Origin of the sequence: Listeria farberi (assembly GCF_014229245.1) — a bacterium.
In the GTDB taxonomy this organism is placed as follows: domain Bacteria; phylum Bacillota; class Bacilli; order Lactobacillales; family Listeriaceae; genus Listeria; species Listeria farberi.
Genome location: NZ_JAARZJ010000005.1, coordinates 41,859 through 54,166, shown reverse-complemented (window position 1 = coordinate 54,166; position 12,308 = coordinate 41,859). Strand labels below are relative to the sequence as shown.

At 39.5% G+C, this 12,308-nt stretch carries 12 protein-coding genes; 11 read left to right on the top strand and 1 reads right to left on the bottom strand.

Annotation, left to right across the window (positions count from 1 at the left end):
- Positions 1 to 19 precede the first annotated feature (19 nt).
- From HCB45_RS05810 to HCB45_RS05790, 5 genes are all read left to right on the top strand, one after another.
- Entirely contained in the window at positions 20 to 1,051 is a 1,032-nt protein-coding gene (locus HCB45_RS05810; RefSeq protein WP_185319638.1) for a Gfo/Idh/MocA family protein, read from the top strand.
- Positions 1,048 to 3,225 (top strand): glycoside hydrolase family 65 protein, encoded by a 2,178-nt coding sequence (locus HCB45_RS05805; protein ID WP_185619202.1) that lies wholly within the window; start codon positions 1,048 to 1,050, stop codon positions 3,223 to 3,225. Before HCB45_RS05810 ends, HCB45_RS05805 begins: the two co-directional genes overlap by 4 nt.
- Positions 3,222 to 4,343, top strand: coding sequence for a glycerate kinase (locus HCB45_RS05800; protein WP_185619200.1), 1,122 nt, complete (start codon positions 3,222 to 3,224; stop codon positions 4,341 to 4,343). The genes HCB45_RS05805 and HCB45_RS05800 overlap by 4 nt, the downstream gene beginning before the upstream one ends.
- Positions 4,340 to 5,002 (top strand): beta-phosphoglucomutase, encoded by a 663-nt coding sequence (pgmB, locus tag HCB45_RS05795; protein ID WP_185319641.1) that lies wholly within the window; start codon positions 4,340 to 4,342, stop codon positions 5,000 to 5,002. Before HCB45_RS05800 ends, pgmB begins: the two co-directional genes overlap by 4 nt.
- 122 nt (positions 5,003 to 5,124) lie before the next feature.
- Positions 5,125 to 5,445 (top strand): thioredoxin family protein, encoded by a 321-nt coding sequence (locus HCB45_RS05790; protein ID WP_003727589.1) that lies wholly within the window; start codon positions 5,125 to 5,127, stop codon positions 5,443 to 5,445.
- A 57-nt stretch (positions 5,446 to 5,502) separates the two neighbouring features.
- Here HCB45_RS05790 and HCB45_RS05785 read toward each other — a convergent pair whose 3' ends face one another.
- Positions 5,503 to 6,102 carry a nitroreductase family protein gene (locus HCB45_RS05785; RefSeq protein ID WP_185607949.1) on the bottom strand — a complete coding sequence of 200 codons (600 nt, stop codon included), beginning with the start codon at positions 6,100 to 6,102 and terminating at the stop codon, positions 5,503 to 5,505.
- Between the two features lie 193 nt (positions 6,103 to 6,295).
- On the opposite strand from HCB45_RS05785, the gene HCB45_RS05780 reads away from it, so the two are divergent.
- The 6 genes from HCB45_RS05780 (at position 6,296) to HCB45_RS05755 (ending at position 12,308) form a co-directional block, all read left to right on the top strand.
- Positions 6,296 to 6,649, top strand: coding sequence for a hypothetical protein (locus HCB45_RS05780; protein ID WP_185319643.1), 354 nt, complete (start codon positions 6,296 to 6,298; stop codon positions 6,647 to 6,649).
- 101 nt (positions 6,650 to 6,750) lie between these two features.
- The gene (locus HCB45_RS05775) at positions 6,751 to 7,173 is read left to right on the top strand and encodes a MarR family winged helix-turn-helix transcriptional regulator (protein WP_185319644.1); all 423 of its coding nucleotides are present in this window, start codon (positions 6,751 to 6,753) and stop codon (positions 7,171 to 7,173) included.
- Positions 7,174 to 7,186: 13 nt separating this feature from the next.
- Positions 7,187 to 8,335 carry a lmo2826 family MFS transporter gene (locus tag HCB45_RS05770; RefSeq protein ID WP_185319645.1) on the top strand — a complete coding sequence of 383 codons (1,149 nt, stop codon included), beginning with the start codon at positions 7,187 to 7,189 and terminating at the stop codon, positions 8,333 to 8,335.
- Positions 8,336 to 8,706: 371 nt separating this feature from the next.
- A complete protein-coding gene (gene serC / locus HCB45_RS05765) occupies positions 8,707 to 9,798 on the top strand; it encodes a 3-phosphoserine/phosphohydroxythreonine transaminase (RefSeq protein ID WP_185319646.1) in 1,092 nt (363 codons plus the stop codon).
- The gene (locus HCB45_RS05760; RefSeq protein WP_185319647.1) at positions 9,791 to 10,978 is read left to right on the top strand and encodes a phosphoglycerate dehydrogenase; all 1,188 of its coding nucleotides are present in this window, start codon (positions 9,791 to 9,793) and stop codon (positions 10,976 to 10,978) included. Before serC ends, HCB45_RS05760 begins: the two co-directional genes overlap by 8 nt.
- A gap of 88 nt (positions 10,979 to 11,066) precedes the next feature.
- Complete coding sequence (locus HCB45_RS05755; protein ID WP_185619198.1) at positions 11,067 to 12,308, top strand: DUF1015 domain-containing protein; 1,242 nt, start codon at positions 11,067 to 11,069, stop codon at positions 12,306 to 12,308.

Here is a 12,308-nt window from a genome sequence, read left to right as displayed (position 1 = left end):
TCTAAAAGGAGTTTCGGATATGAAGAAAAGAGTTGCAATCATAGGAGCTGGACAAGTCGCCGAGAAAGTCCACGCTGCGTATTATAAGACAAGAAATGAGCTGGAGCTTGTAGCTGTTTGTGATCCAAGTATGGAACGGGGCGAAGCATTCCGTGTGAACAATGGCTTCGAGAAACATTATGCTACCGCAGAAGAGATGTTTGCGGTTGAGAAAATCGATATTGTTAGTATTTGTACACCCAATCGCTTCCATTTTGACAATGTGATGTTGTCACTGTCGCATGGTGCAGCTGTTATGTGTGAAAAGCCACCTGCAATGAGTGCAGCGGAAGCGAAAGCAATGTGGGATCTGGCGAAAGAGAAGGATGCGATTTTGGCATATGATTTTCATCATCGTTTTTCCAGTGAAGCGCAGTTTTTGAAGAGAAATTCAGCGCTTTTAGGGGAAATTTATTGTGTGAAAGCAACTGCGCTTCGTCGTTCTGGCGTGCCAGGTTGGGGAACTTTTACGAATAAAGAAATGCAAGGCGGGGGTCCGCTGATTGATATGGGAATTCACATGCTTGACGCAGCGATGTTTGTCCTTGGTTTCCCAAAAGTGAAGAAAGTAACGGCAAAAAGTTTTCAAAAAATCGGAACCAAGAAAAGTGCGGGGACATTTGGTTCGTGGGATCCGGAAAAATATACAGTGGAGGATTCTTTATTCGGCTTTATTGAACTGGAAAATGGCGGATTGATTGAGATTGATACTTCTTTTGCACTCCATATTAAACCGGAAAATATGCTAAATGTTGCTTTTTTTGGAGATTTAGCAGGAGGCAGTTTATATCCGGCTGAAATTTATACAGATAATGCAGGTGAATTTCAGTTGTTAGAGAAGTTAGAACAATTGGACGAGAATAAACATGAAAACAGTATGAAAGCTTTTGTGGATAGTGTTCTTGGTGTTGGAAAAATAGAGCTTGCTGGAGCGGAACAAGGTTATATAATACAAAAAATTGTTGAAAGTTTATACGAATCGGCAGAAAAAGGTGAGAGTGTTTCTTTATGAGGAAAATAATCGAGAAGGAATTTGCATTAAATTATCTAAATAAATATGGTAGCCAGATGACTGTTGGCAATGGCTTTTTGGGCGTTCGCGGTGCTCTTGAAGAAGAGTATCCTGAGCAAGTGCGAGGTATGTACGTGGCGGGGATTTACAATCGTCCGAGCGGTTCGATGAGTTCGGAACTTGTGAATTTGCCAGATGTGACGCGTTTCCAAGTGATGCTCGATGGAGAAACTTTTTCGATGCAAGCAGGGAAAGTGCATGTGTACGAACGTTATTTAGATATGAGTACAGGAGAATTAGTGCGAAAAATCACTTGGGAAAGTAGCGCGGGCCAAAAATACCAACTAAATTTTTACAGATTTGTTTCCAAAGCAGTAAAGCACGTTATTGCGGCTAAAGTGGAGATAATGCCTTTGAGCGGGGCCGCGCTAGTCAAAGTAAAGACGGGGATTGATGCGCAGCAAACCAATTTTGGAACACAGCAGCTAGCGGAGTCGAGTTTGCGGATTTTTGATGAAGCACTAATGGTTGGTGAATATGAGACTATTGAGAGTAAACAACGAATTACAATAGCCACAAAAGTAAACGAAAAAGGGATTTTCACTGCGAAAAATCGGCAATTGATGACGGAAGTAGAGCAAGAAATTGCGGAAAATCAACTATTTACTTTGGAGAAAATAAGTTTGGTTCAAACGTCGCTTGATCAAGCGGATGCGGAACTTCCAAAGGCGACCTACGCAGAACTGAAATCTGCTTCGGAGGAACTATGGGCGGATTTTTGGAAAGATGCAGGAGTTCGAGTTGAGAGCAGGAATGATTTTGACCAGTTTGCGCTAGATTTTGCGTGCTATCATTTAGAAATTATGACGCCAAAAGATGATTTTCGCTGTAGTGTTGGTGCTAAAGGATTAACTGGGGAAGGTTACAAAGGGCATGTTTTTTGGGATACAGAAATTTTCATTATGCCATTTTTTCTTTATAACCAGCCGGGAATTGCCAAACAACTACTGCAATATCGTTATCTTCATTTGAAAGAGGCAAAAGAAAAAGCGTTGAAAAACGGCTATAACGGTGCACTTTACCCATGGGAAAGTGCATTCTCTGGCGAAGAAGAGACACCGGAATTTGCAGCAATTAATATTCGGACTGGAACACGCCAAAAGGTAGCTTCGGCGATTTCGGAGCATCATTTAGTGGCAGACATTGCTTATGCAGTTTGTGAATATGAGGCTGCAACGGGCGATGCGCAGTTTATGGCAGAATGTGGTGCGGAATTACTCCTTGAAACAGCAGAATTTTGGCTCAGTCGCGTAACTAATCGTAATGGACGCTTGGAAATCCTTGATGTGATTGGACCAGATGAGTACACGGAGCATATCGATAATAATACTTATACGAATTATATGGCCCACTATAATGTGAAAAAAGCGCTGGAATGGAATAAAGACAAAACAGATTTTGTGGCTCGTGCAGAAGATTTTCTTGAAAAAATCTATTTACCTGTCGCTAGTAAGTCCGGCTTAATCCCGCAAGATGATACTTTCTTAGAGAAAGACTGGATAAACTTAGATAAATATAAGGCTGCACAAGGAACACAAGGAATTTTACTAGATTATTCTCGTCAAGAAGTGAACGAATTACAGATCTTAAAACAAGCGGATTTAGTGATGTTATTTTACCTGTTTCCGAAGATGTTTGCGCCAGATGCTGTGAAGAAAAACCTAGATTACTATGAAAAACGAACAATTCATGATTCTTCTTTAAGTAAAGCAATCCATGCAATTGTAGAAAATCGAACTGGAAATCGTGCGCAAGCTTATCAATTTTTCCAAGAAGCTTGCTTAATTGACCTTGGAAGTGAGCCACATTCATCAGATGATGGGCTTCATGCTGCATCACTCGGCGCAATTTGGCTGGCGGTAGTTTTCGGCTTTGCTGGTATGGATACTAGTGAGGAATTACTTGAAATGGCACCAAACTTACCAGACGCGTGGCAATCTGTTGCATTTAAATTCTTCTGGAAAGGCGAAAAAATCTCAGTGAAAATCGCACCAAACACTTTACAACTTTCAAAAAATACAAAAAGCGTGCTAGAATTAGTTATCTACGGAAAAAAACAGCATTTAACGGATACATTAATCATTGAGCTGGATCAGAAGGATGTGTCTTTATGAAAATTGTTATTGCACCAGATTCATTTAAAGAAAGTTTGACGGCACATGAGGTGGCAGAGTATATTAAAGAGGGCTTTCAAGAAATTTACCCAGACGCTGATTACCATTTACTCCCTGTCAGTGATGGCGGGGAAGGCACACTAGAGATTTTGAGTAATGCTTTAGGCGCGAAAAAAATGAAAATCGATGTATCTGGCCCTTTTGGTGACCCGGTTTCAGCGCAAGTTGCTTTTACGGATGGAAACAAAAAAGCTTTAATAGAAATGGCAGAGGTTTGTGGTTTACACTTGGTTCCAACGAATAAGCGCGACCCACTTCAAGTAAGTACTAAAGGAGTGGGAGAGCTAATTTTGCATGCGATAAAACAAGGTGCGACCGAAATTATCATTGGAATTGGTGGAAGCGCTTCAAACGATGGCGGGATTGGTATGGCCAGTGCACTTGGTTATGAATTTTTAGATGCGGAAAATAATATCGTCAACCCGATTGGCGCAAATTTAGCTGATATAGCAACCATTCGTTCTGAAAAGGTTCCAGCTGAACTAGAAAACATCACAGTAAATATTGTGACGGATGTCGAAAATCCGCTTTGTGGAGAGTCGGGGGCATCGTATGTGTTTGGTCCGCAAAAAGGGCTGGCAGCAGCAGATTTAGCCACAGCAGATAAAGCAATGCGCCATTTTTATCAATTAGCAAACCAAGCGATGATTACAATGCCGCGCGCTGGTGCTGGGGGCGGTATTGGTGCTGGACTTATGACGTTTGCAAAAGCTAACCTTTTATCGGGAATTGATTTTGTCATTGAAGCTCTTCAAATCAAAACCGTTTGCGAAGATGCTGATTTGGTCATTGTTGGCGAAGGGAAAATGGACGGGCAAACCGCACAAGGGAAAGCTCCTGTTGGCGTTGCGAAAGTAGTGCCGAAAGAAACACCAGTTTTTGCAATTTGTGGAAGTGTTGGTGAGGGTCTTGAAGCAGTATATGAAGTCGGAATCAGCGCAGTATTTCCATCCATTGCCAAACCAGCATCTTTAGAAAGTATCCTTAAAGAAACACCAAATAATTTAAGAAGAACCGCACGAAATGTTGCGGCAGTTTGGAAAGGACGAGTAGAATGACAATAGCATTAAAAGGAGTAGTATTTGATTTGGATGGAGTCATCACAGATACAGCGCATTATCATTACTTAGCTTGGAAAAAAACAGCTGAGAGTATTGGAATCGAATTTGATGAAGCATTTAATGAGAATTTAAAAGGAGTAAGCAGAATTGACTCCCTACTTCTTATTTTAAAGAAAGATGGGCGAGAAAATGATTTTACAGAAGAGCAGATTGAGGCTCTTGCGGCAGATAAAAACGACTTCTATGTGAGCTTGCTAAAAGAAATTACGCCAGCGGATGTTTTGCCAGGAATTAAAGAACTTATAGTAGCTCTTAAAAAGCAAAATCTTAAATGCGCGATTGCTTCTGTTTCAAAAAATGCTCGTACAGTATTGAGTGCGCTTGAAATGGAACAAGAATTTGATTATATTGTTGATGCTGCTAAAATCACTAAATCAAAACCTGATCCAGAAATTTTTGTAGAAGCATGTCGCGGTTTAGCCTTGGAAACATCAGAAGTAGTTGGGATTGAAGATGCCCAAGCTGGAATTGAAGCAATTAACGCAGCTGGAATTGTAAGCGTGGGTGTTGGTTCTGGACTTCGTGATGCGGATATGACAGTGAAGAGTACAGGTTTGCTAGATTTACGCATTTTAGAAATCTTACATAGCAAATAAAATGTTTCACGTGAAACAAAAGTGTCAAAAAATGAACAAAAAGCAAGATATATTGCTATTCTAAAACCCTTTACTTGACCAAGATACAACTTTGGAATATTCTGAATGTGAGGTGGATATGTATGGCGATTATTTTTGCAAAAGAAGATGACTTGGAAGAGATTATTAGTAGCCATCCTAAAATATTACTTAACTTTTGGGCAGAGTGGTGCGCACCGTGTCGCTGCTTTTGGCCAACACTTGAGCAATTCGCTGAGATGGAAGAAGGTAATGTCCAAGTTGTGAAAATTAATGTAGATAAACAACGCGCATTAGCTCAGAAATTTGATGTAAAAGGAATACCAAATTCGCTTGTTCTTGTTGATGGAGAAATTAAAGGCGGGATTGCTGGTATTGTCAGTTGTGATGAACTTAGAAGCAGATTTAAAAGTTTGGCAAAATAAAAATTCCGCGATACCAGTTAATGGTCGCGGAATTTTTTGTTTCACGTGAAACATTTATTATTTGAAAACGCGGAAACGATCAGCGTCATCGATGAATTCTTTTTCGCCAGCTTCTTGAACGATGTTACCAAACGGCATTTGCGCGCGTAAGTTCCAGCTTGCAGGAATATTCCATTCAGCTTTAACGGCATCGTCAATTAGTGGGTTGTAATGTTGTAGAGATGCGCCAATTCCAGCGTTTGCAAGAGCAACCCATACTGAATGTTGTGCAATACCTGAAGATTGTTCAGACCATACAGGGAAATTATCTGCATATAACGCAAAGTTTTCTTGTAGACCTTCAATAACAGCTGTATCTTCAAAGAAAAGAACTGTTCCGTATCCAGCACGGAAAGAACCAACTTTTTCTTCAGTAGCTGCAAAGTTTTCAGCAGGTACGATAGCACGTAATGTATCTTCTACAATATTCCAAAGTTTCTCATGGTTTTCTCCTAAAAGAATAACAGCGCGAGAACTTTGAGAGTTGAAAGAAGATGGGCTGTATTTAACTGCGTCTTTAATAATTTCTTCAATTTTGGAATCCTCTACGGAAACGTTTTTGTCTAGTGCATAAATGGAACGACGAACTTTAATAGAATCTAAAAATGTATTAGTCATAATAATAAAACTCCTCTGTTAATGTTATTTACTTACATAAGTATAGCAACTATTTATTAATTTGCAAGCGTTTTTGTCGGAAAAAGATTATGTAAGCGCTAAACCGTTTCGGGCTCTTATAAAAAAACTTTTTTAGCTAAATACTTGATTTTGAGAACGTTTGTTCGTATAATGAATTTAAGAGGTGATAGTTATGGTTACGGCAATCCGGAAAGAGCAAGTGCAACCAGAGAAGAATGCTGCTTTTTTGACGAGTCGGCCAGAAGTGGATTTTTTAGAACGCGAGAGCTTTTTCATTACATTAAAAGACGCCACGAAGCGAGAATGGCTCGTTCGTTTAAAATATTTTCAAGAAGTAGATACTTCTTCTTTACGTCTAACTCGATTTGAATATCCTGCTGCCTTCCTTGGATTTGGAGAGGTTGAAACGCAAGATTTGGTGCCGCTTGAAATAGATATGTTAACAGAAGAAGTTGTTTTTAAAGACATTGTTGGGTATGAATATGTAATTGAATTTAGAGATATTATAGATGTGGAATTATTGTAGAGACAGTCGTTTATTCGGCTGTTTTTCTTGTCAAATAGACAATCAATATGTATAATGGTTGTTATGACAATTATTGTTAAGACAATGAAAAGGAGATAAATATGCGCGGATATTATGATGAAATCTCATTTGATGTAAATACGACAGCGAAGAAAATGCATTTATTTTTGCTGCGTTCGATTGCAAGCTATGATGTGACACCTGAACAATGGTCTGTTTTAGAGGGTATTGAAGCGAACGAGCCGATTTCACAAAAAGAGATTGCACTTTGGACGAAAAAGGACACGCCAACAGTGAATCGGATTGTCGATGTTTTACTGAGAAAAGGGCTTATTTTAAGGGAAGTTAGCACAGAAGATAGACGGATTTCGCTTTTGTCATTAACAGATAAAGGAAAAAAAGAAACGAATGAACTTCGAGATATTGTGGAGGCAAGTTGTGAAAAAATGTTTGCTGGGATTACTCGCGCGGATTTGGAGCAATTCACGGCTATTTTAAAGAACATTTCTACTAATATAGAGTAAAGAGGGATAAATTTTGGAAAAGAAGACAAGACTTTGGACGAAGGACTACGTATTTTTATTGTTAGGTAGCGTGCTTTTATATATTGGGTTTATGGTGTTTATGCCAACTTTACCAGCCCGTATTATTGAACTTGGCGGGACTCAAATGGAAGCTAGTTTAGCGGTTGGGCTATTTTCAATTGTCGCCTTACTTATGCGGGCGATTGCGGGAAGTTGGAATGATAAATTAGGACCTAAAGTATTAATTATTGCAGGTTTTTTGATTTTAATTTTAACAACAGTTAATTTTTATTGGTCGACAGCGGTTGCTGCCCTTCTTATTTTACGGCTTTTTCACGGAGCTGGCTGGGGTATCGGCACAACGTCAATTGCGACAGGGGTATCTAAATTAGTACCGCCGAGCAGAACGGGAGAAGGAATTGGCTTTTATGGGCTTACGACTGCGCTTGGAATGTCACTAGCGCCGATTATTGCTATTTTAATTATGAATTATTTTTCTTTCGATGTTTTAGTGACTTTTTCGCTTGTTTTGATGGTGTTTATTTTACTTTTAATGACACAAGTGAAAATTCCAAAGTCAGAAAAAATCGTACATCAAAAAATGAAATTATTTGAGAAAACGGCGCTACTTCCAGCTGGACTATGTTTATTAATGGCTATTCCGCTTGGTGGAATCCAGACGTTTATGATGGTCTACGGGACAGAAATTGGGATTTCAACAACTTGGATTTACTTTATAGGGCAAGCTATTATGGTGCTTGTTAGCCGTTTGTTTGCTGGACAGCTTTATGATACAAAAGGACATCGATTTGTTATTATTCCGGGAGCATTTGCCATGATCATTGGGATACTTATCCTTTCTTTTGCAACTGGAGCAATCAGCTTATTTATCGCATCACTGTTTTTTGGGCTAGGTTACGGCATGTCGCAACCTGCACTCCAAGCACTTGCCGTTGACAGGGCTGCACCTCATAATAAAGGGACAGCGAATGGTACTTTTCTTTCGGGGATGGACATTGGAATGGCTGTTGGTAGTTTTGGTTTAAGTATTGTTGCGACTTACTACAATTATGCCATTATGTACCGCACAGCAATTATTGCGCTTGTTGTATTCTTTGTGGTGTATTGGTTAACTTTAGGGCGAAAAGTGAAAAATAGCTAACATCTTTTGTGAAGCTGTTTTCAAATTTTATATGCGCGAGAATTGCTTCAAATAGCGGATTCTCGTGCTTTTTTAATGTCAGAATGTTTAAACATCACATTTATTTGGAGATTTAGTATAAATTTTCTGAAAAACAGCTTTGTTTCTGCTATAATATACAAAAGTACAAAAGGCAGTGTTTACTTTTAAGCGCTGAAAAATCCGAATATTGTGTAGAATATCACAGGTTCGGCTTTTTTATTTCTTAAGAACAGAACTTCGAAAAGCATAAGTGTAACGAGGAAGGCTCATATCTGACCAATAAGTTATTCTATTATTGGTGAAAATTTTTGTAAGTAATCGGGGAAATTTGATGACAGGAGAGATGTTGAGTGGAACGTGTTTATAATTTTTCGGCAGGTCCGGCAGTTTTACCAGTACCGGTACTTGAAAAGGTTCAAAGGGAGCTACTCTCTTATAATGGTTCAGGAATGTCAGTAATGGAGCTGAGTCACAGGTCAGAATTATTTCAAAACATCATAGACGATGCGGAGAGTTTAATTCGAGAATTGATGGGGATTCCAGAAAATTACAAAGTACTATTTTTGCAAGGTGGCGCAAGTTTGCAATTTGATATGGTGCCGATGAATCTTGCAAATGGTAAAAAAGCAGTCTATGTAAACACTGGATCTTGGGCGAAGAAGGCAATTTCTGAAGCTAAAAAAATTCAAGGTGTTGAGGTGGAAGTAATTGCCTCATCGGAAGACCGCAATTTCAGCTATATTCCTGAAATTCCTACAGTTTCTAGTGACACGGCTTACTTACATGTAACCACAAATAATACCATCGAAGGAACGGCAATGTTTGATGTGCCAGACTCAGCTGTCCCGGTCGTTGCAGATATGTCCTCTAATATTTTATCAAGCGTTTATGATGTGAAAAAATTCGGTTTGATTTATGCAGGAGCGCAAAAGAACATTGGTCCTGCTGGCTTAACCCTTGTTATCATCCGTGAAGATTTAATCGGGAAAGTAGAGGGGCTTCCTTCTATGTTAGATTTTAAAGTACAAGCCGAAAATGGTTCTATGTACAACACACCACCAACTTTTGCTGTTTACGTAGCAAAATTAGTATTCGAATGGATTAAAGAACAAGGTGGTGTTGCTGGAATTGAAGCGCTAAATCGCAAAAAAGCGGCATTATTATATGATTATATTGATCAATCGGATTTCTTTTCTTCACCGGTCGAACCTTCTGCAAGATCACTCACGAATATTCCTTTTGTGACGAATTCTGCAGAGTTTGATAAAGCTTTTGTCAAAGAAGCTGAAGCAAATGGTTTTAAAAACTTGAAAGGACATCGCTCTGTGGGTGGGATGCGAGCAAGTCTTTATAATGCATTTCCAATTGAAGGGGTTGAAGCACTAATCGCCTTTATGGAAAAATTTGCAAATGCAAGAAAAGGGGGAGAAGTACGTGTTTAATATCCAAACGTTTAATGCTATCGCAAAAGAAGGCTTAAAGACATTTGATCTTGAAAAATATGTGATTGATGCAAATCAGCCAGCAGACGGGATTTTACTACGGAGTTATAACTTACACGATTTTGACTTTCCAGAAACAGTGAAGGCAGTGGCTAGAGCTGGTGCAGGAGTTAATAATATCCCAGTAGAAAATTGTTCTGAAAAAGGGATTGTTGTATTCAATACACCTGGTGCTAATGCCAATGCTGTAAAGGAACTAGTTCTTGCAAGTTTATTCGTTTCGGCGCGTCCAATTTTGGAAGGTACGGAATGGGTGAAAGAACTGCCGGCCGAAGATGATGTGGAACAGAAAGTCGAAGCTGGAAAGAAAGCTTTTGCGGGAACAGAACTTGCGGGCAAAAAACTTGGGATTATTGGCTTAGGTGCAATTGGTGCATTGGTAGCAAATGACGCTTTATCGCTTGGGATGGATGTGGTCGGTTATGATCCATTCGTTTCGGTGGACACTGCTTGGAGAATTTCTAAAGAAGTGGAACGTGCGATGACGATTGAAGAAGTTTTAGCAACGTGTGATTATTTGACGGTTCATGTGCCATTAACGGATAAAACTCGTGGCATGTTCAATGCAGAAACGTTACAATTAGTGAAGGATAATGCGGTCTTACTAAACTTTTCACGTGGTGAGTTAGTGGATTCAGCATCTGTGAAAGAAGCTTTAGATGATGGACTTTTACGTTTATATATTACAGATTTTGCGACAAAAGAATTATTAAATCATAAAAAAGTGCATGTATTTCCTCATTTAGGCGCTTCAACAGAAGAAGCCGAAACTAACTGTGCTAAAATGGCTGCAAAAGAATTACAATATTATCTTGAAACTGGTAGCATTAAAAACGCTGTTAACTATCCAAATGTGGAAATGCCTTATAACGGGCATCCGCGAATTGGTATTTGCCACAAAAACATTCCGAACATGGTCGGGCAAATCACGACGGAGCTTGGGAAGTATTCCCTAAATATTTTAGACATGATCAACCGTAGTAAAAACGAATATGCCTATACCTTAATTGATATTGATAAGGAAACGCAAGCTAATTTGGAACAACTGAAAAGTGATTTATTGGCTGTCCAAGGGGTTTTGCGTGTTCGAGTTATTGAACCATTAGGTGTGACAGTTTAAAATTATTACCCGGGAAATAATGAGAGCATGAAACTTTATGGTTATTGCCAGACGGGTTCATGCTCTTTTACTAAAAAGGAGGATAACAATGGTAAATATACGTCCATTTAAAGCATTACGTCCAATTAAAAATCTAGCGGAAAAGGTAGCTTCGTTGCCATATGATGTACTTAATTCGGAAGAGGCGCGTGAACTTGGTGATGCTAATAAGTATTCTTTTTTACATATTGATAAAGCGGAAATTGATTTAGATCCGGCAATTTCCCCGTATGACCCAGCTGTTTATCAAAAGGCGGCTGATAATTTGGAGCAATTTGAGTTGGACGGATGGCTTGGAAGAGAAGCGAACCCGGCATTTTATATTTATCAACTGACGATGGATGGCCGTCCGCAAACGGGACTGGTTGTTTGTACGTCGATTGATGATTATTTGAACGGAAAGATTAAGAAACATGAGCTGACTCGTGAGGAAAAAGAGTTAGACCGGATTCGTCATGTAGATGTTTGTGATGCAAATACAAGTCCCATTTTCCTTACTTATCGTGGGAAAGAAGCGATTAATACACTTATTGAGTCTTGGGTGAATGAAAATGAACCTGAATACGACTTTGAGAGCTTCCACGGGGTCACTCATAAGGCTTGGGCAATTACAGACGCTCATATTCTAGAAGACCTGTCAGCGGCGTTCTCGGAAGTCCCAGCACTATATATCGCAGACGGTCACCATAGAACGGAATCTGCTGTAAAAGTCGGCTTGAAACGGCGTGAGGAATTTCCAGACGCCGGACCAGAAGCAGAATTTAATTTCTTCTTATCAGTTGTTTTTCCAGAAGATCAATTAGAAATTCTTGATTATAATCGGGTTGTGAATGTGCCAATGGAAGCAGATTTCCTTAGCAAAGTAGAGGCTAGTTTTGATGTGGAGAAGGTTGGAAAAGAAGCCTTTAAACCAGAGAAGCCAAAACAAGTAGGGATGTATTTAGACGGAAATTGGTACAAACTTACGGCGAAAAGCGATGTGATTCCAAGTGATGTTATCGGTCAGCTGGATGTTTCGATATTACAATCGCAAATTTTAACGCCGATTTTTGGAATTGAAGATATTCGTCGCGACAACCGCATTGATTTTGTTGGGGGAATACGCGGCTTAGAAGAGTTAACTCGTTTAGTGGATAATGGCAGTCATTCGGTGGCATTTGCGATGTACCCGCCGACAATGGATGATTTACTTAATGTAGCAGATGCCGCGGAGATTATGCCACCAAAATCGACTTGGTTTGAACCGAAATTATTAAGCGGGCTGTTTGTCCATGATTTAGAAAGTAAGTAG